This is a genomic window from Mucilaginibacter sp. A5337, from assembly GCF_059690695.1.
On sequence record NZ_JCAWEC010000006.1, the window covers coordinates 191,286 to 215,580 of the forward strand.

General features: G+C 42.5%; 25 protein-coding genes and 2 tRNA genes. 13 read left to right on the forward strand and 14 right to left on the reverse strand.

The features are described 5' to 3' along the window. Window positions 1–219: 219 nt before the first annotated feature. Window positions 220–1,176: a methylenetetrahydrofolate reductase gene (locus tag AC59JO_RS21115; protein ID WP_091216806.1), complete on the forward strand. Its 957-nt coding sequence runs from the start codon at window positions 220–222 to the stop codon at window positions 1,174–1,176. Between the two features lie 211 nt (window positions 1,177–1,387). After that, the gene (locus AC59JO_RS21120) at window positions 1,388–1,945 is read left to right on the forward strand and encodes a hypothetical protein (RefSeq protein WP_497307777.1); all 558 of its coding nucleotides are present in this window, start codon (window positions 1,388–1,390) and stop codon (window positions 1,943–1,945) included. 59 nt (window positions 1,946–2,004) lie between these two features. Here AC59JO_RS21120 and AC59JO_RS21125 read toward each other — a convergent pair whose 3' ends face one another. Both AC59JO_RS21125 and AC59JO_RS21130 read right to left on the reverse strand, forming a co-directional pair. Continuing rightward, window positions 2,005–3,843 (reverse strand): hypothetical protein, encoded by a 1,839-nt coding sequence (locus AC59JO_RS21125; protein WP_497307779.1) that lies wholly within the window; start codon window positions 3,841–3,843, stop codon window positions 2,005–2,007. 282 nt (window positions 3,844–4,125) lie between these two features. Further along, complete coding sequence (locus tag AC59JO_RS21130) at window positions 4,126–5,067, reverse strand: hypothetical protein (RefSeq protein WP_497307781.1); 942 nt, start codon at window positions 5,065–5,067, stop codon at window positions 4,126–4,128. A 355-nt stretch (window positions 5,068–5,422) separates the two neighbouring features. Between AC59JO_RS21130 and AC59JO_RS21135 the strand changes: the two genes are divergently transcribed. From AC59JO_RS21135 to AC59JO_RS21150, 4 genes are read left to right on the forward strand one after another with little or no spacing between them, the layout of a single operon-like run. Beyond that, on the forward strand, window positions 5,423–5,911 hold the full coding sequence (locus AC59JO_RS21135; RefSeq protein ID WP_497307783.1) for a hypothetical protein: 489 nt from the start codon (window positions 5,423–5,425) through the stop codon (window positions 5,909–5,911). A gap of 17 nt (window positions 5,912–5,928) precedes the next feature. Then, on the forward strand, window positions 5,929–6,576 hold the full coding sequence (locus AC59JO_RS21140) for a hypothetical protein (protein ID WP_497307785.1): 648 nt from the start codon (window positions 5,929–5,931) through the stop codon (window positions 6,574–6,576). A 21-nt stretch (window positions 6,577–6,597) separates the two neighbouring features. After that, window positions 6,598–7,398, forward strand: coding sequence for a sensor histidine kinase (locus AC59JO_RS21145; RefSeq protein WP_497307787.1), 801 nt, complete (start codon window positions 6,598–6,600; stop codon window positions 7,396–7,398). Window positions 7,399–7,449: 51 nt separating this feature from the next. Beyond that, on the forward strand, window positions 7,450–8,106 hold the full coding sequence (locus AC59JO_RS21150) for a response regulator transcription factor (RefSeq protein WP_413670705.1): 657 nt from the start codon (window positions 7,450–7,452) through the stop codon (window positions 8,104–8,106). Window positions 8,107–8,200: 94 nt separating this feature from the next. Here the strand turns inward: AC59JO_RS21150 and AC59JO_RS21155 are convergent, their stop codons facing one another. Further along, a complete protein-coding gene (locus AC59JO_RS21155) occupies window positions 8,201–9,094 on the reverse strand; it encodes an AraC family transcriptional regulator (protein WP_413670704.1) in 894 nt (297 codons plus the stop codon). Between the two features lie 124 nt (window positions 9,095–9,218). On the opposite strand from AC59JO_RS21155, the gene AC59JO_RS21160 reads away from it, so the two are divergent. Then, the gene (locus AC59JO_RS21160; RefSeq protein WP_413670703.1) at window positions 9,219–10,040 is read left to right on the forward strand and encodes a phytanoyl-CoA dioxygenase family protein; all 822 of its coding nucleotides are present in this window, start codon (window positions 9,219–9,221) and stop codon (window positions 10,038–10,040) included. Window positions 10,041–10,121: 81 nt separating this feature from the next. Here AC59JO_RS21160 and AC59JO_RS21165 read toward each other — a convergent pair whose 3' ends face one another. From AC59JO_RS21165 to AC59JO_RS21190, 6 genes are read right to left on the reverse strand one after another with little or no spacing between them, the layout of a single operon-like run. Then, window positions 10,122–11,111 (reverse strand): L-histidine N(alpha)-methyltransferase, encoded by a 990-nt coding sequence (locus AC59JO_RS21165; RefSeq protein WP_413670702.1) that lies wholly within the window; start codon window positions 11,109–11,111, stop codon window positions 10,122–10,124. Window positions 11,112–11,139: 28 nt separating this feature from the next. After that, entirely contained in the window at window positions 11,140–12,291 is a 1,152-nt protein-coding gene (egtB, locus tag AC59JO_RS21170; protein ID WP_497307790.1) for an ergothioneine biosynthesis protein EgtB, read from the reverse strand. A 5-nt stretch (window positions 12,292–12,296) separates the two neighbouring features. Next, window positions 12,297–13,868 (reverse strand): ABC transporter permease/substrate-binding protein, encoded by a 1,572-nt coding sequence (locus AC59JO_RS21175; RefSeq protein WP_497307792.1) that lies wholly within the window; start codon window positions 13,866–13,868, stop codon window positions 12,297–12,299. Further along, window positions 13,861–14,823, reverse strand: a complete 963-nt coding sequence (locus AC59JO_RS21180) for an ABC transporter ATP-binding protein (protein WP_497307794.1) — start codon at window positions 14,821–14,823, stop codon at window positions 13,861–13,863. Before AC59JO_RS21180 ends, AC59JO_RS21175 begins: the two co-directional genes overlap by 8 nt. An 11-nt stretch (window positions 14,824–14,834) precedes the next feature. Then, window positions 14,835–16,220, reverse strand: coding sequence for a mercuric reductase (locus AC59JO_RS21185; RefSeq protein WP_497307796.1), 1,386 nt, complete (start codon window positions 16,218–16,220; stop codon window positions 14,835–14,837). A 6-nt stretch (window positions 16,221–16,226) separates the two neighbouring features. Beyond that, window positions 16,227–16,508: a DUF427 domain-containing protein gene (locus tag AC59JO_RS21190; RefSeq protein WP_413670697.1), complete on the reverse strand. Its 282-nt coding sequence runs from the start codon at window positions 16,506–16,508 to the stop codon at window positions 16,227–16,229. A 200-nt stretch (window positions 16,509–16,708) separates the two neighbouring features. On the opposite strand from AC59JO_RS21190, the gene AC59JO_RS21195 reads away from it, so the two are divergent. The 3 genes from AC59JO_RS21195 to AC59JO_RS21205 all read left to right on the forward strand — a co-directional run bounded on the left by AC59JO_RS21195 (window position 16,709) and on the right by AC59JO_RS21205 (window position 17,667). After that, window positions 16,709–16,783: transfer RNA gene (locus tag AC59JO_RS21195), tRNA-Glu, on the forward strand. Window positions 16,784–16,902: 119 nt separating this feature from the next. After that, window positions 16,903–16,974: transfer RNA gene (locus AC59JO_RS21200), tRNA-Glu, on the forward strand. Between the two features lie 249 nt (window positions 16,975–17,223). Beyond that, window positions 17,224–17,667, forward strand: a complete 444-nt coding sequence (locus AC59JO_RS21205; protein WP_497307798.1) for a very short patch repair endonuclease — start codon at window positions 17,224–17,226, stop codon at window positions 17,665–17,667. Here the strand turns inward: AC59JO_RS21205 and AC59JO_RS21210 are convergent. From AC59JO_RS21210 to AC59JO_RS21230, 5 genes are all read right to left on the reverse strand, one after another. Next, on the reverse strand, window positions 17,655–18,653 hold the full coding sequence (locus AC59JO_RS21210; protein ID WP_497307800.1) for a BsuBI/PstI family type II restriction endonuclease: 999 nt from the start codon (window positions 18,651–18,653) through the stop codon (window positions 17,655–17,657). The genes AC59JO_RS21205 and AC59JO_RS21210 overlap by 13 nt on opposite strands. Window positions 18,654–18,673: 20 nt before the next feature. Next, window positions 18,674–19,645, reverse strand: a complete 972-nt coding sequence (locus tag AC59JO_RS21215) for a DNA cytosine methyltransferase (protein WP_497307802.1) — start codon at window positions 19,643–19,645, stop codon at window positions 18,674–18,676. A gap of 509 nt (window positions 19,646–20,154) precedes the next feature. After that, on the reverse strand, window positions 20,155–20,583 hold the full coding sequence (locus AC59JO_RS21220; protein WP_497307804.1) for a VOC family protein: 429 nt from the start codon (window positions 20,581–20,583) through the stop codon (window positions 20,155–20,157). 67 nt (window positions 20,584–20,650) lie between these two features. After that, the gene (locus tag AC59JO_RS21225) at window positions 20,651–21,151 is read right to left on the reverse strand and encodes an SRPBCC family protein (protein WP_413670692.1); all 501 of its coding nucleotides are present in this window, start codon (window positions 21,149–21,151) and stop codon (window positions 20,651–20,653) included. Next, on the reverse strand, window positions 21,148–21,468 hold the full coding sequence (locus tag AC59JO_RS21230; RefSeq protein WP_413670691.1) for an ArsR/SmtB family transcription factor: 321 nt from the start codon (window positions 21,466–21,468) through the stop codon (window positions 21,148–21,150). Before AC59JO_RS21230 ends, AC59JO_RS21225 begins: the two co-directional genes overlap by 4 nt. Before the next feature lie 387 nt (window positions 21,469–21,855). On the opposite strand from AC59JO_RS21230, the gene AC59JO_RS21235 reads away from it, so the two are divergent. The 3 genes from AC59JO_RS21235 to AC59JO_RS21245 all read left to right on the forward strand — a co-directional run bounded on the left by AC59JO_RS21235 (window position 21,856) and on the right by AC59JO_RS21245 (window position 23,873). Further along, complete coding sequence (locus AC59JO_RS21235; protein ID WP_413670690.1) at window positions 21,856–22,731, forward strand: alpha/beta fold hydrolase; 876 nt, start codon at window positions 21,856–21,858, stop codon at window positions 22,729–22,731. 102 nt (window positions 22,732–22,833) lie between these two features. Beyond that, window positions 22,834–23,403 (forward strand): dihydrofolate reductase family protein, encoded by a 570-nt coding sequence (locus tag AC59JO_RS21240; RefSeq protein WP_497307807.1) that lies wholly within the window; start codon window positions 22,834–22,836, stop codon window positions 23,401–23,403. A gap of 182 nt (window positions 23,404–23,585) precedes the next feature. After that, window positions 23,586–23,873 carry a hypothetical protein gene (locus tag AC59JO_RS21245; RefSeq protein WP_497307809.1) on the forward strand — a complete coding sequence of 96 codons (288 nt, stop codon included), beginning with the start codon at window positions 23,586–23,588 and terminating at the stop codon, window positions 23,871–23,873. Window positions 23,874–24,295 lie beyond the last annotated feature (422 nt).

Here is a 24,295-nt window from a genome sequence, read left to right on the forward strand (position 1 = left end):
CGGCTGGAGCCGAGCGGCGGCGCGAGGCAAAAAGCGCAGGAAGCGTGCGATTCCCCTCTTGAGAGGGGTGGAGGGGTGTGTTAAAAAAGCGATAATAAACAACGCATAACACACCCCTGCCAAAACACATTTCCACCGCGCCCCCTCTCAAGAGGGGAATTAAAAAGTATATTATAAAATTCAAATAAAAAATTCCCCCTTTAGGGGGTTAGGGGGCAAATGAAAATACCTGAACATATAGCAAACGCCAACGGCAAAACACTTTTTTCTTTTGAACTGATCCCACCTTTGAAGGGGCAGAGTATCCAGGGCATTTATAATGCTATTGATCCGCTGATGGAGTTTAAACCTCCATTCATTGATGTTACTACCCTGCGCGAGGATTTTATTTATAAGCAGCACCCAACCGGTTTGCTCGAAAAACTTTCGTACCGCAAACGCCCGGGCACAATTGCCATCTGCGCGGCAATTATGAACAAGTACAAGGTGGATACTGTACCCCACTTGCTTTGCGGCGGTTTCACTAAAGATGAAACCGAGAATGCCCTTATTGAGCTGGAGTTTTTAGGTATCGAAAACGTGCTGGTATTACGTGGTGATGCCCGACTCGGCGATTCATCGTTTGTACCTACACCTAACGGCCATTGCTATGCTACCGAGCTGCTGCAACAGGTTGTAAACCTCAATAACGGCATTTACCTGCACGAAGATCATGGCAATACGGTAAAAACCAATTTCTGCATTGGCGTTGCCGGTTACCCTGAAAAACACTTTGAAGCACCTAACCTTAAAACCGATTTCAAATACCTGAAACAGAAGGTAGAGATGGGTGCTCAATTCATTGTAACCCAAATGTTTTTTGATATAGATAAGTACAAGGAGTTTGTAAATGGCTGCCGGGCTAATGGCATTAATGTACCTATTATTCCAGGGTTAAAACCGATCACTACATCAAAGCAACTGGTTACGCTATCAAAAACTTTCCATATTGATATCCCCGAAGATTTGAGCGACGCCATCCATGCCTGCGCCACCGAAAAGGATGTGAAAGAGGTAGGTATTGAATGGATGATCAACCAGTGTAAAGAATTAATTGCTTTTGGTGCGCCGGTACTGCATTTTTATACCATGAGCAATGCCGGGCCAACTAAACGTATTGCTGAGGCGATATTTTAGGGACAAGAATAAAAATGTCATCGCGAGCGATAGCGTGGCAACCGCATACTATACAGAGCCGCCCTGTATAGCATGCGATTGCCGCGTCGCTTCTTCCGCGCAACCCCTCCCGCTCCTCGCAATGACATGGTTTTTAAGGCCTAAACCGCTGGCTTAGTTGTGATTAATAAATTAAAATATTTACTTTTAGTTATCAATCCAACACCTGCCTATGGATACCTTCAGTCACATCAAGGCTGTTATCAGCATTACGCTGGGCCTTAGCATTACCCACCTGCTTAAAGGAGCGGCCAAACAAATTCAGCACCCCGGCCGGGATAAACCCTACTGGGTACATAACCTGTGGACACTTTATGTATTTATCTTACTGCTGCACTTTTGGTGGTGGGAGATCAGCCTGCATGAAATAAAGCACTGGCTTTTTGCCGAGTACTTTTTCATTATCATATACATTGTAACTTATTACAGTGTTTGCGCATTGCTTTATCCCGATGATTTAAAAGACTATCAAGGCTATAAAGATTATTTTTACTCACGCCGAAAGTGGATCTTCGGTATTTTGGGAACGAGCTACCTGCTTGATATTATTGATACCGAAATAAAGGGGCCAACTTATGTGCACCATTACAATATCGAATATCCTATTCGCAATATCAGCCATTTCATATTGTGTATGATAGCTATCAAAGTAGAAAACCGGAAGTTCCACGCCGCCCTGGTGATCATCTTTATTCTTTACGAGGCTTCATACATCCTGAGATTATTTTAACGGTTAAAATGAGAGGGCGCCGACATGCAACGGCACCCTCTTCCCCGTCCACATGCAGGTTACTTACAAAAGATAACCTGGTTCGTTTTTGCCCAGTCATTACTTTCGCCTGTGGTTAATTTGCGATAGGTTGTCAGGGTTAGGCTATATGCACATGAGGGCCATGCGCTGAAAGGAGGCGTTAAAACAAATGGGGCCGGTGCGGCAAGGTTAAACTTTTTAGCATCGCCACGCGGCGTTGTTCCGCTGGGTAAGCCACTTACGGTACCTGTAGCGTTCGACCAAACGCCCAGCGACCAGCTGGCTATCAGCTCATGATCTACCGTGTAATCGGCATGTGCTGCGCCGCTTACCGGAGTACAGCCGCTGCCGCCTCCGGCAAAAAGCTCTTCCAGTTTCAGCAGGCTCACCTCGTTCCAGTTGTTCACGTAGATCTTACCGATGAGTGATTGTGTGTTAAGGTTTGGCGAAGCTGGATTGGCGGGATCATCAGTGGTTTGAAATTGTATGTATAACATTCTTCCGTTTTTATGATCTGCAACGGGCACAGCTAAACCAGGCGTTAACCCAGCACTGGCGTCACCGCCGCCAATAATGGTAGTAGTGTTTAAATAAAACAGCGAACCATAAAAGCCATTATCAAGCGCAGGCTGATCAACCCGTACCCAGCCGTTAGCGTCAGGATGCAGCACATGATCGGGGATTGGATTAGGGTAGTTATCGGCCGGAACGCTATCTGGCACAGAGGCCGGTTGGTTGATATCGATCACTACATCCTGAAATGCGGTAGTGCCGTTCCAGGTGATTTGCCGGGTGGCAACCTTTAGCGCGGTAGGTTCCATCTGGGCGGTAGTTACCGGGCTGAAGTTCACATTATCGGTGGAGAACAAAAAGCGGTAATAAAGCGGGCTGGCAGGCGCGGTGGGCACCTTTTTGGTGGCGTAGCCTCCCAGCTTCACCGAACCGAAGAAACCGTAGCCGATGCCACCCGCTCCAAATTTGCTCATGAGGGTTTTGCCGCCTGCATCAATATCAGATGTAATACTAAAATTCCCAACTGAAGTAAACCATGGCGTATCACTGGTAATGATGCCGCCTCCATTAATGCAAAGCTTTACGCAGAAACAGTTGTTGGCATTATGCCTGTCGTTCTGGCGACCGCGGGTACGGTCTTCGGCCAGGAGTACGGTGCCTGATGAGCTTTCAACCCTGAAATAATAATCAGGACCGGCGGGCCATTCCACATTAAGCCAAGGTAATAAGGTTTTCCTGAAATTGTCGCCGGGATATACAATAGTGAATTTTCCGTTGTTATCGGTATAGGCGTTGCCCAAATAGTCGTCTTGCAGCAGGTCGACATCGTAGGCAAAAACTTTAACGCCGGGGATTGGCTTTTGAGTTTCACAATCGTTTACATAACCGCAAACCACCCAGATATCAAGCAGCGTAAGGATGCGGCAAAACCATTTGGAATCTATTTTATAATCAAATCTTGCATATTGAGCATTTTCCTGGCTGCTTTTATACAGGGGTTGCAGCGTAGTGATATGAAACTGCAATGCCGGGCCTTTTTTAGGCAATGGAATTTTGAAAGGGACATTGCCGCAATACCAATCCACATCAATACTACCACCCTCGTAACCGGATTTTCCTCCGTCAATTTCGATGGTGAAATCGCCGTTCTCCTGCACATCGGCCTGGGTAATGAACAGCCGTTCCTTTGCCTTTAGTTCATCATCATTTACCTGGTGAAAGGTTTGCTTGGGATCGGCCACCGCAAGCCGGGTTTCGTTTTGCAGATCAGAAGGGCGATAAACTTTTACCGATGTGCCCGCAACAGGCAGTTCGCAGTCCGAACATAACAAACCGCGAAGGTTCCCTTTAATAATGTAGTTCATAAGTTTTTGATTAGTATTTGTACCGGCTTACTCTTTAAACTGGATTTTCAGCATACTCCACCGCAAGCAAGCAGATGTACGGCTTATTTGCTGGATCAAAGTTTGGGCAAAACCAGTACGCAATCAACGGTGCCACTACGCTATTAAAACCTGTAGTGGTACGCGATTTAATAACGTATCATCAACATGTACGAGGCGTAGAACTACGCTTAAGGGGGAATTTTATAAAAAGAAAGCGCCTTTCCGGGTGGGAAAGACGCTTTGCAATCACATTTTAGGTTGTTATTGATACAGATATGTTTCGGTAAGGTGCTGCATAGCTTCCTGGAACAGGACGAAAGCAGTCTCCTCATCGTTTTGGCTTATTGCGTTAAGCGAAGTAGCAATATATTTATCGTACAGGCCTTTAAATATAGCCTCTTTGTTTTGTGTTTTATCGATAGCTTCCAGCAAGGATGCCGAAATAGTATAGTACTTTTCAACTTCCACGCCACTAAACCTATCAGTTAATATTTTGTCGCGGAAAGTTCTTAACAGATTAAGCTGGCCTTCGGCTTCTGTGCCTAACATTGAAGTTGTAATCCGTGTAAGGGCACAGGGATCGTTTGATGTGGTAACGGCCGGGCATCCAGACGAACCAGGACACGGCAACGACATCTCTCCAAACATCTTTATTCCATCGGCGGGTTGAATGATAAGTTTATATGGTAAACTCTCTTCAACCAGGTACCCGAAATGATAAATTATACTATCACATGTTGTAGCGGCCAAAAATTCCGTCAGCAATATTCTCCCCATGAATGCCCCGCGGTTAATTTGGGTATAGCTCATAGCCGGATCAAGCTTCTTAAAATTCAATACGTGGTTAAACAGCACCTGCCATGTTCTTTCCAACGAGATAACTTCACCTGAATTAGTCATAAAACCTTGTTGACTAATAATAGAGTTAGGTAAGCTGGCGGTTACTGTGTAATTACAAGGAATCAGCACCAACATTCTTGACGACGGATCATTGGCATTTTCAAGGCCATTCATAAACTTGATACCGGATACGTTTTCACCACTCAAAGCAGTTTCAACAGCTGCGCGGCTAAGCATTACCGACTTAACTTCTGTAGGGAATTTTTGCTGAAAATTTTCGGTTAACTTTTGATAAAAGCTTTCGCTGATGAACTCGCCTACCTGATCAGGGCTGATCCGTGTAATTAGCATTTCTTGTTTCATAAATCGGGTTTTAGGTTTTTGTGATATTATTATCAAAAGCAATTTAATAAACAATATCCATATTTAGATATTATATTAAAAACAATTTTTACATCCTGAAAAACAGGACAGTTTAAGCACAAGAGGCATACATAAACAGGAATTTTATGCCACGTAAGATTACAGTTTCTGATACGTAAAAATACGTATAATATAGGCGTGACAAAACGGACTAAATCCACAAATAACTAATAACCAAACAGATAAAAACAAACCACCAGTCTATTGCAAGAGATATAGCCGGCGCACCTCATTGAAAGAGATACTTATTAGTATTAGTTTTATACAAAAAAATCCCTACACGCTATTATTTTTTATGGAAACACAAGAAAAAAGACCATTATCACCCATCACCGGCCACGAAGGTGCACCAATTGAACTTGATTTAGCTGCACAATGGACAAAGAATCACAGGCATCGCAATCCAAAAGATATTATATCACAGTTTTTTGGACAAGAAATATTAAATACCATACTAAGTCAGGATGGTTGCTTAGGTATCCGTATTTATTATGCAAATGATCAAAAACTTAATGGCTGGCAAAAATTCTGGGTTTCCGTAAGTAATTTCCTGCTATCTGTTATTGCCAATATTGGCGGGCAGCAGCATTTTATAATCACGGGTGTAACAGCCGATGGCCAGGATCAACTTCCTGATAGTAATAAAGTGGCCGAGGCAACCCCTCCTGCAGGCGGCCAAGTTTTTAAACTAATGAAAGCCGAAAAACAAAATGTCGTCGGTGAACAGGCCGTGCCATGTCCGGGTACCGCTGGTTGCCCACAAAATATTCTAACTCAAGATTAATTAATTACTCCAATCTCATGCTTGTAAGCGTTTTATTAATGAATATATCGGTTATTTCCGGTCTATTCCCGCTACTGGCGGCAGCGCATAACTACAAGCATTTGGATAACTTAATGAAGCTATTGGCCGCATTTTTATTGATATCTGGGTTGTTTGACTGGTCGATGTGGTTGTCATATCAATTCAAGCCACATACCGGACATCCGTTAAACACCAACCCATTACTCCATGTATATGTTATCCTAACAATAGGATTCTTTGGCTTAATGTACTATAAATTGCTTTCAAAGTCTTTTTTAAAGAAGATAGTTGTATTGCTCGCTACTATAACAATGGTAGTGGTGTTATATAACGCCAAAAATTTGTTTGATTACCCATCTGTGTCGAACACCGCATCAAGCCTTCTACTAATAGTACTATCGCTTATATACTTCTACCAACTTTTAAACCCACAAACCTTTATTCATATTGAAAAACAAGGCTTATTTTGGTTTAACTCAGGCGTGCTGTTTTACTCAGCAGTAAATATCTTTCTATTTATGCTTTTTAGCAGGATACCAGACAAGGATAAAGCAGATTATTACGTTATATTTAGCATAACAAATATTATTACTAACCTAATATACACCGTAGCCCTGCTTTGCAAACCACAGAAAACGGATTGATTACGGTTTGCACTATTTATCATGTACAACAGCCCTATTTTACAAATATCCCAAAACGGGTTAATCCCGGTTCTGATCATCGGGACGCTCGTGGTTGTTGTACTGATCATTTTTTTATTCTTCTTCGTGATTATTTACCAGCGGAGAATGCTTAAAAACCAGGCTGAGTTACGCTCACTTCACGATGCCCGGCAAACCGATTTGATGAATGCCGTTTTTGAAACCCAGGAAAGCGAACGCCGGCGCCTTGCCGAAGACCTTCATGACAGCGTTGGACAGGTGCTTTCGGCCATTAAACTTAACCTGCACCGGCTGGATAAAAACTGTGTGAATGAGGTAACCCAGCCCCTGCTGATGGATACCCGCAAACTGGCCGATGAATGTATCCAGGAGATCAGGAACATTATCCAAAACGTTTTGCCCCCTATCCTTACCGATTATGGCTTACTGGTGGCTATTGAAGCACTATGTACCAAAGTTGAAAACAATACGCACATTAAGGTTAAGTTCTCTAAAAATTTTGCCGATAAACGTTTCCCCAATGAAATTGAACTGGCCATGTACCGCATAGCGCAGGAACTATTTGGCAACGCCATAAAACACTCGGAAGCCACCATTATTAACCTCAATATGGCTTTAGATTCCGGCTACCTTGTCATGGAATTTAAAGATAACGGCAAGGGTTTTAATATGGGCGATGTTAAGCAGGGTTTCGGCCTTAAAAATTTACAGAGCCGGGTGCAACTCATTAACGGTGAAATAAATACATATAGCAAGCCACTAAGCGGAGCTATCACAATCATTAAATTAAAAGTAGCATAGTTAAAACCAATAGTCTATATTTATTGATTATTTGAATTTTGTTAACAACCTATGGGCCCAATTAAATTAGGTATAGTAGACGACCATAAGATTTTCAGAAATGGTTTAAAAGCTACCCTTGAAGATTGCGGGGATTTTGAGCTGGTACTCGAAGCCTCGAACGGAAAAGAACTGATAGGCTTATTAACCGACAAAACCCCTGACGTTATTTTGATGGATATTAAAATGCCCGAAATGGATGGCATCCAAACAGCCACCCATGTTCATCAGCATTTTAAAGACATTAAGATCCTGGCGTTATCCATGTTCAACGAAGACAAATATATTGTGGATATGATGAAGGCAGGAGCATCGGGCTACCTGCTTAAAAATGCCGAACCGGAAGAGATCATCGAGGCCGTATCTACCGTTTACAATAAGGGTTTTTATTTTAACGAACACCTGTCCATAACCCTCATCAAACAACTGGTAGGCAATGATCAGACAGATAGCATCCCCAATAACAAAACCGACCTTAACGAGCGCGAAATTGAAGTGCTCAAGCTGGTTTGCCAGGAATGCTCCAACCAGGAAATAGCCGATAAAATTTTCCTGAGCGTTCGCACTGTTGAGGGCTACCGCGCAAGGCTTTTTGAAAAAACCGGATCGAAGAATTTAGTGGGATTAGTTATTTACGCTATTAAACGCGGCATTATCAATGTAACGTGATGTTAGTCTCAAGTCTTTAGTTCTAAGTATTAAGTCAGAATCGGAAAAAGCAACCATAACTCAGGACTTTTGACTTACGACTTCTGACTCCCAACTACGCTGATAGCTTTTTATCGCCTGCCAGGTTGCGCATAAACCTTTTGCGGTAGTTAAGCGGGCTCAGGTTCATTTTGGCTTTAAACATTTTATAAAAGTGCGATACATCACCAAAGCCGCTCTCAAATGAAATTTCTGAAATAGGTTTATCCGTTTGCACCAGTTGCTGTATGGCATAATTAAGGCGGTACTCAATTATGGTTTCCATGAATGTTTTGCGGGTAACTTTTTTAAAGTATTTGCAAAATGCATTGGGGGTCATGTTGGCTATACTGGCCGCCTTATCTAACGATACGTGTTTTCTGAAATTTTCAACCAGGTAAGCAAATACCGGATTAATCCTTTCGCGCTCAGTATTTGAACGCTCGCCTATAATGCGGTTCTGATCAAGCAGTACATACTCTTCTGACGAAGCCATGCGGTGCAAAACTTCCAGTAAGCCTATCAGCATCCTGAAATTGCTTTTCTCCTCAACCAGGCTAAGCAGCAATTTTTTAACTTCAGCACAGGTTTCACCATAAAACGATACACCGCAACCGCTTTGCTGAAAAAGCCTCTTGATTAACTGGAGCTCAAATTTGTTAAAAAACTCCTCGCCCAAAAAAGCGTCATTAAACTGGATCACTACGGCACTTGCCTCGCGAAGCACTGTTTCATTGGGCTCCAATTTCCAGCAGTGAGGCAGGTTAGGCCCAAGCAAAACCAAATCACCAGACACAAAATCCTCCATATGGCTGCCAACATAGCGCTTGCCATTGCCACTGATGATACACGTCAGCTCATATTCTTCGTGAAAATGGTAAGGGGCATCAAATGCCAGCTTATCAAATTTCCGCACAAGAAATGATTGCGTATTTGTAGGCTGAAGAACTTCGTACGACGCTTTTATCATTGCATATTTTAACGTAAATAAAATTATAACTCAAATTACGGATAAAATCACCCATAAATGTACCATTCATTTCATTTTTTTTCAACTAAAGTTAACCTTACTTTGAAAAATAAACCTAAAAGCTATGAATACACAGATCGCTCACTTACCGTCACTTGATAATTTTATAAAACTATCCAACCACAATATTAATGAATTTCGTGAAAAAGGCCATACCCTTGTACACGAAGTGCTTACAAAAGATGAGATTGCTGCTTACCGCCCTGTAATTGTTGGCGCCGCTGACAGGTACAATACCGAAAAGCGCAAACTGGAAGAACGTGACACCTATGGTAAAGCGTTTTTGCAAATCATGAACCTTTGGCAGGTTGACGAGGATGTTAAAACCTTTGTAATGGCCAAACGCCTCGCCAAAATTGCTGCCGACCTGATGGGGGTTGAAAACGTACGCATTTATCATGACCAGGCCCTGTTTAAAGAACCCGGCGGCGGCCCCACCCCATGGCACCAGGATCAATACTACTGGCCTATCGATACCAATAATACGGTAACCTTATGGATGCCATTGGTTGATATAGATGTTAATATGGGCATGTTAACCTTTGCATCTGGCTCATATGTTGACGGTGCCGTATTTAACACCGAAATTTCTGACGAATCAGAATCAGCGTTTGATGATTATGTTAAAGAGAAAGGATTTGAAATAACCCGCGCCAAAACCATGAAAGCCGGCGATGCAACCTGGCACCGGGGCTTTACCATCCACAATGCGCCGGGCAACAATTCGGATAAAATGCGTGAGGTGATGACCATCATTTACGTGGCCGATGGCGCCCGTGTCACCCCTTACAAAAATGACTGGCAACGAAATGATCATCATAAATGGCTGATGAGTAAACCTATTGGCGGGCTGATAGATTCAGAGTTGAACCCGAAAGTGCTGTAACCCCCTCTAAATCTCCCCCCAAAGGGGAGACTTTAAAGTAATTTTTAAAAGCCCTCTCCTTTGGAGAGGGTTGGGTGAGGTTTACGCTGCCACCCAAACCGCGTCAATAAACCATTTTTTGGTATCAAAAAATTGGCCCACGGGCTGAAAGCCTGTATTTATAGCTATCTGATCGGTTTGCATGAGGGTGAATTTTTGAGAGATTTCCATGTAGATATATTCATCCTTTTTGAAATCTATTTTTTCGCTTCCTATCATAACCTGTTGATCCTGCAAGCTGATGAGGTAACTTTTGCAGGCTCCGGTTTCAGGGTCATACGTTGGATAGTGTTCAAACTGAGCTATATCAAAATCAGCATGTAATTCACGGTTAATGCGGCGAAGCAAGTTGAGGTTAAACTCGCGGGTAATACCATCTTTGTCATTGTACGCCGCAAGGATAACGCGCGGATCTTTTTTCAGGTCTATCCCAATCAGTACCATGTCTCCTTCTGATAGGTTGTTCCTTAATTCGCGGCAAAATTCAATAGCTTCATCAAGCGGCATATTGCCAATGTTCGAGCCCAAAAACAACACAACTTTGCGCCTTGGTGAAATAGCAGCGGCCTTATTCAGCATTTCAAAATACTCGCCGTTAAGTCCGGTGATCTTTAAACCGGGCAAGGTTACAGGCAAAGTTATATTGAGGTACGAGATAACATTATCAGAGATATCTATAGGCAGGTAAGTAAAATCGGCCTTTTTATCCAGCAGATATTTAAGCAGATAAGTAGATTTCATAGCATCACCCGCTCCGAGCTCTATCAGGTCAAAAGCATCACCATCAGCAATCAGTGCATCGCAGATCTCGGCAGTTTTTTCTGAAAAGATCTCCAGCTCGCAATTGGTGGGATAATATTCAGGGCAGTTCATGAGCTCCTGGAATAACTTATCGCCATTTACATCATAAAAATATTTGGAGTTAAGATGCTTGGGCTCCGCTTGCAATCCTGCTATAACATCAGCATAAAACTGCATGTTTTCGGCGCTTATGGTACAATTAACGGCTGTTGGTGTAAATACCTGGTTCATAAGTGATGGTGGTGGTTTTTGTGTCAATTTACTTCACAAGTCTTATGCCAGTAAATTGCCATCGTAAATTTGTCTGAAAAAAATTGCGGTATGTTGCACGGCTATGACCGGGGGGCGTAACTTCCGACGCACCACGCAAAACTTTTTGGTTAACCATAAACTTGCCATTGTATTCGCCTATAGCACCCGGCGCTTTGGCAAAACCGGGGTAAGGCAGGTATGAACTTTCCGTCCATTCCCAGCGGCGGCCCCAGTTAAATTTTGAGGATGCAGCTTCCCACTCAAATTCGGTAGGCAGTCTTAATCCCTTCCATGATGCATAGGCATAGGCTTCGAAATAGCTGATATGCGTAACCGGACCTTTTAAATGCAGGGCTTCCAAACCATGATAGGTATAATTATGCCATTCATTATCTATCAGGTGCCAATACAAAGGGGCTTCAACTTTATTGGTTTTTACCCAATCCCAGCCTTCGGCATGCCAGTGACGGAAATCATGATAACCGCCGCTGATTATAAATTCCAGGTATTGGGCATTGGTCACCAGCTTAGGGCTTATCTGGTAAGCGTTAAGGTATACCTTATGCCGGTTTAATTCATTATCAAAGCAAAAGCCATCGCCGTTAAAGCCAACCTCGTAAATACCCTCATCCATGTTAATAAAAACATCATTTACCCCTTCATCAATATGCGGAGCAGCATAGTTTTTATTATAAGCAGGAAACAGCGGATTATGACCCAATATAAATTTAATATCGGTCATTAACAGCTCCTGGTGCTGCTCTTCGTGGTTAAAGCCCAGGATAAGCAGTTCTTTAACATCGTTACTTACTCCGCCACTCAAAAAGCCTTCCATGGCTTCATCAACATACTTACGGTAGCTGTAAATTTCAACAACTGTAGGGCGGCTCAGGTTACCCCTGTCGGTACGGATAACGCGTGTGCCAACAGTTTCATAGTAGCTGTTAAAAACGTAATTATAATCAGGATTATATTCCTGGTAGCCCATGAAGTAAGGCTTAAGAATAAAAGTTTCAAAAAACCAGGTAACATGACCAATGTGCCATTTGGGCGGACTAACATCCACCACGGGCTGCACTACATAGTCTTCCGTTTGAAGATAAAAGCAAATTTTTTCTGTACGCTGACGTACCTCTTTGTACCGGGCTATTAAATCCATTGATGTTACTTCCTATCCAAGAACTGCTTTAAGTTTGAAATTGTTTTAATACCCAATTGCCTGGCCTGCTGCTGCCTCATCATTAAAGCATACGCGTTGTTAAAACCAATGGGTTTAAGCCATTTTATCTGATACTTACTTTCAAACTGTCGCTGTACGTAATTGTATGTACTATCCCTGTTTATTGTTACCTCATTAACTATTTTTGGCGATGCCTGTAAAATGGCCAGCAAACCTGTACCCGTATACTCGGGGTAAAAATCTATCTGGTTATTGGTTAGCGCATCAAAGCAAATTTTAGTGCCGCCAAGGCCTGTTTTTGTCGATACCTCATGATCGGTATATCCCTTTATCAGCATGCTGTACATATTGGCCAGGATGTATTGCTCACCAAATATCTTTGAACCTATCCGCACAACGCCATCACTCCCACCCTTCTCTGGTCGCCACAATTTATTGGCAACCAAAAAATCTTTTGCAACACGCTCGGGGCTTTGGTGAAGATAGTCGGTACGGTAATTTAAAACCGTCATCACTGAATCATTTATTTTGCCGGCGAGCAAGTTTAATGTCTGCTCAAGGTCAGGAAATTTTTTAAGGACTTCATCGCGCACAATAGGCGCCGCATAATATGGCGGAAAAATATGTTTATCATCATCCAGCACAACCAAATTATAAGCTTTTAACCTGCCATCGGTTGAGTATCCGCTAATGACATCCAGGTGCTTTTCAAATGCAGCTTTGTACATCACTGCATCGCTGATGACGATAGTGTGGATCTTTAAGCCATATTTACTCCGGAGGCCCAAATCGCCATCCTGCCTGCCCATAAACTCGGGCGTAAAACCGGCTATAAGCTTCCCCTCTGATTTTGCGGGAACGATGTAAAACAAGCATAAAACTATCAGCAGTATTGGAAATACATAAACAACCCTCTTTAACTTTTTAAAGCTGATCTTTTGCACCATCGATAACAACAGATCGAAGATGACAGCCAGCAGCGCAGAGGGGATTGCACCTGCCAAAATCATATTGGTGTTATTAAGCGAAATCCCGCCAAAAATAAACTCGCCCAAACCTCCTGCCGCAATGAGCGAAGCCAGTGTTGCCACCCCAACGTTAATTACCGTAGCCGTGCGGATGCCGGCAAATATTACAGGCATGGCCAGAGGCAACTCTACCTTAAACAAGATTTGCCATTTACTCATGCCCATGGCCAAAGCCGCTTCCTTAACAGCCGCATCAACTCCTAAAATACCCGTGTATGTATTGCGGATAATGGGTAATAACGCATATAGCAACAGGGCGACGATAGCCGGTTTTGGGCCAATGCCTAATAGTGGGATCATAAAACCAAGCAGTGCGATGCTCGGGATAGTTTGCAGCACCCCGGCAACACCTAAAACAATACCGGAAAGTTGCTTTCTGCGAACGATAAGGATTCCCAGCGGCAAACCAATCAACACGGCAATACACAGCGAAATAAAAGTAAGCCCGATATGCTGCAGGGTTTGCTCCTGCAATTTGCCGGCCTGCTGTTGCATAAACTGCCACAAGTTTTGCTGCTGCTCATTCATGTGCTTGGTGGTTTTTATATTGATAAAAGGCCGACATCAGTTGCTCAAAATTTACAGTCTTAATCTCATTCTGATCTTTGCTGATGTTGATAGTTTCACCATTGTTAAATTTAAAACTCTCCAGGGCTTCCCACAGGTTAATACCGGCATCAAATGACGAGGCTTTTGCTTCTTTGTTTAACTCAGGTAACAACTCCCAGAGGTCAATCAGTTTAATGGCTTTAAATTCCAGTTGCAGGCGCTGATGTTTTAGAAAATCTTTTACAAAATCATTAACCGGGTTAAAAAGCAATTGAGCCGGTGTGCCCGACTGCACAATTTTCCCTTGATCCATCAGGCAGATCCTGTCGCCCAATTCAAAAGCTTCCTGCACATCGTGCGTTACCATGATGATGGTTTTACGTTTCAACTCATCAAGCGCTTTAAACTCAGCATGGATTTTTGACCGGGTAACATTATCCAGCGCGCCGAAAGGCTCATCCATCAACAATACCGGCGGATCAGACACTAATGCCCTTGCCAGGCCGATACGCTGCTGCTGGCCGCCGCTTAATTCTTTAGGATAAACGTTTAAATAGGAAGCATCCAGATGAAGTTTCTCCATCAGTTCGGCCGTGCGTTTTTCTGTTTTTTGCTTGTCCCATTTTAACAGGTTAGGAACAACTGCTATATTTTGAGCAACGGTATAGTGCGGAAACAGCCCATTGTTTTGCAGCACATAACCTATTCCACGGCGCAGAATTTCTGGCTCTTGCTCCATAATATTTTTGCCGTCGATATAAATAGCGCCACTTGTTGGCTCAATAAGCCGGTTGATCATTTTCAGCGTGGTGGTTTTACCGCAGCCGCTGGTGCCTAAAAGAATAAGATTCTCCTGATCCTGTACCTCAAATGATACGCCATCAACCGCTTTAACCCCGCCAAAATGTTTGCTTACATTGTCAACTTTAATCATGCGCGCCGGTTTTAATCCCCAAGGGTCATGAAAAGGTTATTAAGCGATTCGGAATACAGGGGATGGGCAAAAACACAATAGCGGATCCTGTCGTACGTAATGCCACCCTCCATGGCCATTTGCAGCACAGTCATGATCTCGCCGCCCTCCGGGCCGAGCACGGTTGCGCCTAAGATCGCTTTTGTGTCCGGGTCAACAATGGCTTTCATAAAGCCCCTTGTATCGCCGGTTTCAATAGCACGTGCCACATGTGCCATGGGTATTTTTGCCACTTTATATTTGATGCCCCGTTTTTTTGCACTGGTTTCATCAATCCCAATCCTGCCTAATTGCGGGTCGGTGAACATACAATAAGGCACCGGGCGGTCTTTTATACTATAGCTTGTACCTTCAAAAAGGTTACGATAAACAATGGTATAATCGTTATAGGATATATGTGTAAAAGCCGGACCACCTTTTGCATCGCCAAGCGCATAAACGCCGGCAGCAGTGGTTTCCAGCGTATCATTTACCTTAATGTTTCCATGCTCATCAGTTTCGATCCCGGCAGCGGGCAGGTTCAGCGCCTCTGTTTGTGGCTTGCGGCCTATAGCGACTAATACATGGGTGCATTTAATTTTACGTTCCTCTCCTTTTTGTGAGATGGTTACCGTTATTTTGCCGCCCGCTTTTTGTTTAAACTTAATGGCCTGCGTGTTATTGTGAATCGTGATAGATTCCATTTCGAGGATCTTCTGCATTTCTTCAGAAATATCCTGATCCTCATGTGATACTATCCTGTCTGATTTTTCCAGGATAGTAACCTTGCTGCCAAAGCGCCGGAACATCTGTCCAAACTCCAGACCGATATAATTACCGCCAAGTACAAGCAGGTGTTCCGGTACCTCTTCCAAATCAAGTATGGTAGTTGAGTTGAGATATTTTATCTCATTCAATCCCTCAATCTCGGGGACCAAAGGCAATGCACCGGGGTTTAAAAAGATAAGATCGGCTGTAATCGTTTGCTTTTTGCCGCTGTTGAGCCTAACCTCCACCGTTTTTTCACCGGCAAAAACTGCCTCACCGAATATTACATCCAGGTTTTGTGTCTTTTCGGCGGCTTTTAGTCCACCATTACGCGAGCGTAGTACAATTTCGTCCTTGCGTTTTTTGATGGCTGCCAGATCAACCGAAAACTTTTTTACAGGCACGCCCAGCTCATGGCTTTTACCAGCCATATAAGCCGCCTTTGCCGAAGCAACCATGGTTTTGGTGGGCGTACAGCCATCATTAACGCAGGTGCCGCCGTAAAATCGTTTCTCAATTAAAACAGTCTTTTTTCCGGCTTTAGCTAATCGTTTAGCTAAGGGACCGCCGGCCTGACCGGCACCTATAACAATGGCATCGTAAGTTTTCATAGTTTTTTATTCGGTAATTTTTACACCTTTCCAAAACGCCACATAATTGGTAATGTTTTTTGCGGCATCCTTAGGCTCGGGATAATACCAGGCCGCATCCTGGTTTTCTTTTCCGTCAACTTCAAGCGAATAATATGATGCCAGGCCTTTCCATGGGCAGGTGGTATGCACATCGGAAGGCTTAAGATACTTGGTCTTAACACTTTCTTTAGGGAAATAATGATTATTTTCAACAACAATAGTGTCATTGCTTTCGGCAATGACCTGGTTATTCCAGATAGCTTTCATAAAAAGATGATTGATTTATGGAATAAAGATAGCCCTAACCCGGCAAAGATTGCAAGTCTATGCGGTCAATTTTAATTTATTTCATTGAAAAACAGACGCTTTTATGATGCGATTTGTTTTTTTTGAAAAAACATTTTGATTTTATTACCTAATACCTATCTTTGCAATCCCAAATCAAGGGAAAATCATCTTAAAAAGATGGCCCGTTCGTCTAGGGGTTAGGACAGGAGATTTTCATTCTTCAAACAGGGGTTCGATTCCCCTACGGGCTACCAGGACACAAAACCTCAAATCGAAAGATCTGGGGTTTTTTAATACCTTAACCGTTAAGGTCATTAACAATTATCCGGTTAAGTAACAAAGAGATCCCAGCCATGGGAAACAAAATAAAAATGGCCCGTTCGTCTAGGGGTTAGGACAGGAGATTTTCATTCTTCAAACAGGGGTTCGATTCCCCTACGGGCTACTAAGCCGCTTTGCATTGCAGAGCGGCTTTTGTTTTTTTAATCAAGACACGCGCCAGTTTACCAGCGAAGCTATTTTTTTATAATACCGAACTGTAGACAACCATTAAAATTTTATTCTGTTATCATAATTAATATTAGACTTCGATACCTGTAATAAAATAAAGCATGTTGCTTTCATTTTAAAGCTTATGTCTATTTTATTATTAAGTTACTTTTATTAATCAATAACTTACTCGCAACTAGCAATCATGACCGATATTCACTCCAAAGATGCAAGAAGTTACAACATGTCGAAGATTAGGAGCAAAAACACAAAGCCAGAACTATTAGTGCGTAGATTTTTGTTTTCAAGAGGCTTTCGATACAGACTTCATGACAGGAGACTTCCCAGAAAACCGGATATTGTGCTGCCCAAATACAAGACCGTTATTTTTGTCAACGGTTGCTTTTGGCATGGTCACAAAAACTGTCGTTATGCTCCTGTATCGAAAACCCGAATCGAATTTTGGGACGCCAAAATCAAAAGAAACCAAATGAAGGATATTGAAGCAACAAACGAGCTTCAGGTTCTGGGCTGGAACATTATAACTATTTGGGAATGTGAGCTAAAACCTAAGTGCGCAAACCAAACATTAAACAGTTTACTCAAAACACTGATAAATATACTGCCAACAAGCAGTCATGATTTATAAGGCCCTAGAAATTTGCCGCCATTGAAATGAACCAGGTGATCAGGATTATCAGCTGTCCACACTTCGGTTTCCCATCCTATATCTGCAATGTTTTTCCGAAAATCGCTTTTCGACGTAAAAGCGGTAACAAAAATTAGGTCTGCAGTACAATTTTTCAATGCCTTTTTAAGTTCAAGAATACGTTCCTCACTCATGGGGCCCGATGTATAAAAGGCCTCGATAAGAAATATCCAATTCTTCTCAAAATTATATGCAACCACATCTGGCAACGAATCATGCGTAAGCTCAAAGAAGCCGAGCGACCGCAATTTATCATCCTCGCGTAAGAGATATTTATCAGTTGCATCACCGACATACAAAACTTCACACCGACCTGCAAATCGCGGTAAAAATTCCTCTATAATTTCACGCTGAAGTTGATTATGTCCACCTCTTGAGAAATCCAAAATATGTCCTGTCGATAGAGTTACCCGAACTTTTGGCATATTCCTTTTTCGCTGAAGAATCTCGCTTAAACTAGGTCTGTTTTTAGTAAAAAGTTTCAGTTTAATCGCCCAATCTTCCGTTCCGTAATAAGTAACCAAGTCTTTAAATTCACTGCTTAACGTATAACCGCGCGTAGGATCATTAGGAGCAGCACTTGGGTTGTTTGCACTGTTAAGTACTAAATCTGCCAGTACTAATAATTTAAGATGTTTACGCCTAACGTCATCATAAGAGCCAGGTGATATATTTTCTTCAAAGTGCTCATTTTCAAATTTGATAATGTCTCTGGTTTTGATGTGTCTATGTTCGTTCTGTCCTTGAGCTTCCTTCCAGGATCGTTTTATACCCGCAACAGCAAGAAAAGCCAGCGCCATACTCTCCAGGCCGCGAGGTCCTTTTCCTGAAAAAGGAATACCCACATTATACAAGATATCGAGCGCCTCATTCGTTAGGTCTTTTATACGCTCCGATTTTTTCGATTTAGGCAAATAGTCAATCATATCCTACAAACAAAGTACAGCTAGGCAGCAAATTGCGACGGTTTTTCTTTACAATAGCATTCTTTTACAGCCTGAGCCATTTTATAAGCAAGCATTGGAGGTACTGCATTTCCAATCTGGTTGAATTGGCTAGTTTCAGCACCAGTGAAAATAAAATGATCAGGAAAGCTTTGAAGCCTCGCAGCTTCTCTAAGGAGCAAACGACGGCGCCTGCCATCCGGCAGTCTGACCCTATGCATATCACCGGTAGCGCCGGATAAGTTTCTACAAGTCAAAGTACGTGAAGGCCTATCTGCATATATATCTCGTGGATTTATACACTTAGAGGCTTTCTCATATTTTGCTATATAAATATCTTGAGCTTCCGTCAAAAATTTGCTTTCTTGAGGCACTGTGTTCATTAAATCGAAAATCGCATCACCTGCTGTGTATTTTTTTAATTCAGGTGCAGGAAAGCTAAATTCTGAATTATGTCCCACCAAAAATAGTCTTTCTCGATTCTGCGGAACGCCATAATGAACGGCATTAAGCAACCTACAGTTTGTTTTATAGCCGAGACTTTCTAATTCCTCAATAATTAATTCAAGATACCATTTATTCGAATACAGCAGGCCTCTTACATTCTCAAATAGAAACATTTTAGGTTTCACTTTGCGAATAGCATCAATAAAAAAGGGAAAACCATTTCTTGAATCATGGATACCGTTTTGATTGCCCCCAACGCTGAATGGCTGGCATGGAGGTCCACCAATCACGATCTCCGCGGCAGGATATTCGGTATCCAATGTAAGTTTTTCGGTTTTACAGTCCCCCTTTAGATTTGTACGGTAAGTATTTGCTGCATCAGGGTTCATTTCAAAGCCAAGCGTTTCAAATCCTGCGGCTTCGAAGCCCAATGCCAAACCACCGCAACCTGCAAATAAATCAAGCACCAGCGTTTTTTCCGTGATTTTAGGCGTAAGCAACTGGTTAATTAAATTTAAATAGGCCATGACTGAAGTTATTGCACAAAAGTAATATAAACACTAATAATAATAGCATCAAGAACATCGCATTTTCTAAGTTATGCATTTAAAATAAAAGGCCCGGTTATTTTTTTACCGATTAACCTAAACTAAAAGCAGGCTAAAAAGACATAGTGTTTTTGCAATCATAATTTACTTTTTAAAAAAGTCTTAGAAACCAAAGAGAATAACGTCGTACGAGATTTACATCTAACATTAGGAATAGCATTGAAAATTTGTTTAATCATCTAAATAATCGATCAAGAATACTGCATAATAACCAGTCCCTTTATAATCCTACTTTTTGTGCCACTAATGCACATTCACTCGGTCAAGTTTCGCGAGCTTTCTAGTTAATAGTCGTCACCTTGTAAAAAGCTTCTATAATTGCCAGCCGGAGCTACGAAAAAACCAGTTAGCTTTCACTAAACTGGTTTTCTTGTTAAAAATTTCGGTCCCATGATTAAATAACCCGTCGCCTCCGTTAATCTTACCCGTTATGCTTGGGGATCAAACTCCACAATCCACTCAATACCATACTTATCCCTGAACATACCGGCGTATGTACCCCAGGGACTGTCGCCGATCGGTCCTTCAACCTCTCCGCCTGCTGATAACCCGTTAAAAATCTTGTCGGCTTCCTCACGGCTTTCAGCGCTGGCGTATATTTTAGACCTGTTTTCGTTTTCGTTTACCTTCCCTATAAAATCAGGGACATCATTGGCTATCAATACATTGTTTTTGCCGAGGGGTAAACCAATGTACATTATTTTGTTTTCTTCACTTTCTGCTACCTGAAACTCAGGACCTGCCAGGTCTTTGAAGCGAATGATCTTGGTGAACTCTCCGCCAAAAACTGATTTGTAAAAATTGAATGCTTCCTGGGCATTGCCATTGAAGTTGATCCAGGGATTAATTGCTCTCATAATTTTAGTTTTAAATTGTTATGTTTTTTTGTTTATCTCTTCGGTTATTAACAATCGTTTATTCTCCTTATGATTTTTGCGATAAGGTTACAAACAGATCGTCCAGGTTTTTCAACATCAACATCATTCCTTTAGTGAAACCATCGGTTAAGCGTTCCATTCGTTCAAGCGATTCGTTATAAATGGAAATATTCACTGTTGTTATGCCATCTTGTTCGCCGAAATTATAATCCCATTCAGAGCCGGGCAATTCGGGGTTTTCGTCTTTATCGGCAAATGAGTTATATAGTTTAAAATTGGTTTTGGGCGTAATGGAAGTATATTTCTGCAATAGCCAGCGCTCTTGTCCGTCGGGGCTTATCATGGCGTAAAATCGCCGTCCCCCAACTTCAAAATTCATGTATTTGGTTTTGGAGCGCATCGGCGCGGGTGCAGCCCATTGGTCAAGTATTTCCTGTTTGGTAAAAGCATCCCATACCAGGTCAAGCCCCGCGTCAAATTCGCGGGTTATAAATACCGTTTGCGCAGCTTTATCAACGGTAAAATCAAATAGCAAATCGTTGTTCATATTTTCTGTTGTTTAATTGTTGATAATACTTTATCGAGCTGATTAAATTGAGTTTCCCAGCTTTGCCTGAATTGGGCTAACCAGTTGTCAAGCTCCTGCATTTTTTTTGCGTTAAAGTGATAATAAATTTCCCTGCCCGAGTGTTGGGGTTTAATCAATTCGCATTCGTGTAATACTTTAATATGTTTAGATACTGCCTGACGGCTCATATCAAATTTTTCGGCCATCGCGTTCGGCGTCAAAGCCTTAATAGCAATTAAAGTTAAAATCGCTCGGCGTGTCGGATCGGCTATGGCTTGAAATATATCTTGTTTCATTTTAAAACGCGCAACTTTTGAGTTGCGTAAATATATATGCAACTTTTGAGTTGCGCAAATTTATTTGAGATTTTTTTTGGGGGGCTGTTAACGGGAGTTTTGTGTTAGGACAGGCAATTCGAATCTTCAAACAGAGATCAATTCCCTGCTACTAATAAAGTAACCTCGCAAGCGTAAAGCAATTTTTGTTGAGATTGATTTTGAAACGCAAAACGCAATGCACCTACGTGGAACTCCGTTCAAACACCTCTCACCCTTTTTCTATATAACGGCAATATTTTTGTCGCGATCCACCCCTCAAGTGGTCGCTTTTGCACAGCGCAAAATCCTTAAATACCACCGACATTTGTATTGTCAATCAAATCGAAACAATTAAACTAACATTCTATGAAAAGAGTATTTAAAGGATCTGATATCCTGCCGCCAACATTAATAATCGCGATGCTTTTTTTTACAATACTTCAGTGCAACGGGCAACAGCTTAAACCTGCCGCCAGTGGTTACGCCCCCGTTAATGGCATAAAAGTTTATTACGAAGTATATGGCGAGGGTAAGCCTATCGTTTTACTGCATGGTGCTTTTTATACCATTGAGATGAACTGGGCGCAACTAATACCCGAACTATCAAAAACAAGAAAAGTAATTGCCCTTGAAATGCAGGGACATGGGCACTCGCCGTATTCAGACCGAAAATTAGATATTGCTACCCTGGCAAGTGACGTGGATGGGGTAATGGATTTTTTAAAAATTGACAGTGCCGATGTTGCCGGATACAGTATGGGCGGTTCCATAGCTTATCAATTAGCCGTAAAAAGCCCTAAACGGGTAAAAAAATTAGTGATCATTTCTTCTACCTATAAAAGCAGTGGCTGGCTTCCTGTTGTAAACAGCGGGTTTAAAGGATTTAAGCCTGAGTTTTTTAACAACACTCCCTTACATACGGGATACGATGCAGTAGCACCCGACAAAACAAAATGGATAAAGTTTGTGGAACAGATGATTGCTTTTGCCGGCGTACCCTTTGACATTGGTGATGCCAATATTGCCAAAATCACTTCACCGGTATTGCTTATCTCGGGCGATAATGACGGCCTGGACAAAGTGGAGCTGGCAAAAACATACCAACTACTGGGAGGTGGCGTAGCTGCAGATCTGGCCCCCATGCCAAAATCGCATTTAGCTATTGTGCCTGCGCAGAGTCATGTTGGCCTAATGCAGCAGACAAAAACCATATTGGATCTGCTGAATGGCTTTTTACAATAGCAAACCGCACGTTTTTAAAACAAGGCGTTTGAGATTTTTGGGGATGCATTTTCAACCAGAGAACATAAATAACAGAGCTATCTATAAACCAATTATAAGCAAATGAGAAAAATCAGAATTTTTGAACATATTTCGCTGGATGGCGTGATAGAACATGATGGAGACTACACCTATGGCGCATGGACAACGCCATACCGGAGCCCTGCAGGGGCGGCGGCGCTTTTAGAAGCATACGGATCAAATTTCGACCTGCTGCTGGCCCGTAATACTTACGATATATTTAGCGGTTTTTGGCCTACTGCCGGAGACTTCCCCATGGCGAATGCTATCAATGCTGCCACAAAATACATAGTAACCAACAAGCCCGACAGCTTGAAATGGGGGCCGGTAAAAGGTTTAAGCGGGGATATTGCAGCGGCAATTCGCGATCTCAAATCAACCGATGGCCCCGACCTGATCGTGGTGGGAAGTTCTACCCTGACATCCCTCCTGCTTGACCAGGGACTGGCCGATGAGGTTGTGCTCATCACCTATCCTGTTTTGCTTGGCCGGGGCAAACGCTTATTGGCCGACAGTATCGGTGCCCGGGAACTTGCTTTTGTTGACACAAAAAGTACACCTACCGGTCTGCTCATCAACACTTACCGGCACGTTGGTCCGCTGAAATCCTGATACTTCACTTCTAAAAACTTGTTCGGGAGGTTTTCCTTACGACATGATGCTGCTTTGCGAAAGTAAAGCAGCTTTTTTGTTGTTATTACTTTATTGCTGTTTCGCGTGTTACCAACATATATTGCCTGCGATTTGATGCATAAATCGCGTTTAAGGCTTAGTTTTGAAAAAATTAATACCTGATGAAAACTTTAGCCGAATTTAAAGCGTCATTAAATGCAGAACAGCCTGTTGCCGGGCTCAGTGCCCAGTTAAAAAGCCTTTGGTATGATGGCAAAGGCGATTGGAATCAAGCCCATGCACTGGTCGATCACCTGGATGATCAGTCATCGGCCTGGGTACATGCCTATCTGCACCGCAAAGAAGGTGACATCTGGAATGCCGATTACTGGTACAGTAAAGCAAGGCAAACCCGGCCGGACATTTCTTTGGAAGAGGAATGGGAACAATTGGTAGTTGAGTTTTTATAGGGATGATTATGTTACCTTATGGGTCTTTTGCAGAGTACCCTGAGGCCCCACCGCGCTCCAAACATCTACCAGAATATTCAAAGACATCGTATACATCAGGATTCTCTACGAGTTGACGTTTACCCACAAATTCACCAACCTGAATTTCAACACGAGGCACCTACGGAGCCAGAAAAACGCCCCGTTTAGCACTATAAACACGTGGCCCCGATGGGGCCGGTAATATTTATAACATAATGAACATCGCTGACGTGCCAAGCGGCCTCAGAGAGGCCACGTGTTTATAGACAAAATTTTAAAGAGATATTGGACTCCAGCGGAGTCTCGTAATCGTAAACTTGCTTTCCAACCATTGCTTAACGCGACTTTTGATTTTGTGGGTAAACTTAATTCTACGAGAGACCCTGATGGGACATTAACCT

Bases quoted from the DNA above. Each gene is read 5' to 3' on its own strand.
- AC59JO_RS21145 (WP_497307787.1), top strand. From the start codon at position 6,598: ATGTACAACAGCCCTATTTTACAAATATCCCAAAACGGGTTAATCCCG.
- AC59JO_RS21175 (WP_497307792.1), bottom strand. From the start codon at position 13,868: ATGAATGAGCAGCAGCAAAACTTGTGGCAGTTTATGCAACAGCAGGCC.
- AC59JO_RS21205 (WP_497307798.1), top strand. From the start codon at position 17,224: ATGACCGATATTCACTCCAAAGATGCAAGAAGTTACAACATGTCGAAG.
- AC59JO_RS21185 (WP_497307796.1), bottom strand. From the start codon at position 16,220: ATGAAAACTTACGATGCCATTGTTATAGGTGCCGGTCAGGCCGGCGGT.
- AC59JO_RS21215 (WP_497307802.1), bottom strand. From the start codon at position 19,645: ATGGCCTATTTAAATTTAATTAACCAGTTGCTTACGCCTAAAATCACG.
- AC59JO_RS21230 (WP_413670691.1), bottom strand. From the start codon at position 21,468: ATGAAACAAGATATATTTCAAGCCATAGCCGATCCGACACGCCGAGCG.
- AC59JO_RS21225 (WP_413670692.1), bottom strand. From the start codon at position 21,151: ATGAACAACGATTTGCTATTTGATTTTACCGTTGATAAAGCTGCGCAA.
- AC59JO_RS21245 (WP_497307809.1), top strand. From the start codon at position 23,586: ATGAAAACTTTAGCCGAATTTAAAGCGTCATTAAATGCAGAACAGCCT.
- AC59JO_RS21220 (WP_497307804.1), bottom strand. From the start codon at position 20,583: ATGAGAGCAATTAATCCCTGGATCAACTTCAATGGCAATGCCCAGGAA.
- AC59JO_RS21190 (WP_413670697.1), bottom strand. From the start codon at position 16,508: ATGAAAGCTATCTGGAATAACCAGGTCATTGCCGAAAGCAATGACACT.
- AC59JO_RS21235 (WP_413670690.1), top strand. From the start codon at position 21,856: ATGAAAAGAGTATTTAAAGGATCTGATATCCTGCCGCCAACATTAATA.
- AC59JO_RS21120 (WP_497307777.1), top strand. From the start codon at position 1,388: ATGGATACCTTCAGTCACATCAAGGCTGTTATCAGCATTACGCTGGGC.
- AC59JO_RS21140 (WP_497307785.1), top strand. From the start codon at position 5,929: ATGCTTGTAAGCGTTTTATTAATGAATATATCGGTTATTTCCGGTCTA.
- AC59JO_RS21125 (WP_497307779.1), bottom strand. From the start codon at position 3,843: ATGAACTACATTATTAAAGGGAACCTTCGCGGTTTGTTATGTTCGGAC.
- AC59JO_RS21210 (WP_497307800.1), bottom strand. From the start codon at position 18,653: ATGATTGACTATTTGCCTAAATCGAAAAAATCGGAGCGTATAAAAGAC.
- AC59JO_RS21240 (WP_497307807.1), top strand. From the start codon at position 22,834: ATGAGAAAAATCAGAATTTTTGAACATATTTCGCTGGATGGCGTGATA.
- AC59JO_RS21150 (WP_413670705.1), top strand. From the start codon at position 7,450: ATGGGCCCAATTAAATTAGGTATAGTAGACGACCATAAGATTTTCAGA.
- AC59JO_RS21180 (WP_497307794.1), bottom strand. From the start codon at position 14,823: ATGATTAAAGTTGACAATGTAAGCAAACATTTTGGCGGGGTTAAAGCG.
- AC59JO_RS21130 (WP_497307781.1), bottom strand. From the start codon at position 5,067: ATGAAACAAGAAATGCTAATTACACGGATCAGCCCTGATCAGGTAGGC.
- AC59JO_RS21135 (WP_497307783.1), top strand. From the start codon at position 5,423: ATGGAAACACAAGAAAAAAGACCATTATCACCCATCACCGGCCACGAA.
- egtB (WP_497307790.1), bottom strand. From the start codon at position 12,291: ATGGATTTAATAGCCCGGTACAAAGAGGTACGTCAGCGTACAGAAAAA.
- AC59JO_RS21160 (WP_413670703.1), top strand. From the start codon at position 9,219: ATGAATACACAGATCGCTCACTTACCGTCACTTGATAATTTTATAAAA.
- AC59JO_RS21115 (WP_091216806.1), top strand. From the start codon at position 220: ATGAAAATACCTGAACATATAGCAAACGCCAACGGCAAAACACTTTTT.
- AC59JO_RS21165 (WP_413670702.1), bottom strand. From the start codon at position 11,111: ATGAACCAGGTATTTACACCAACAGCCGTTAATTGTACCATAAGCGCC.
- AC59JO_RS21155 (WP_413670704.1), bottom strand. From the start codon at position 9,094: ATGATAAAAGCGTCGTACGAAGTTCTTCAGCCTACAAATACGCAATCA.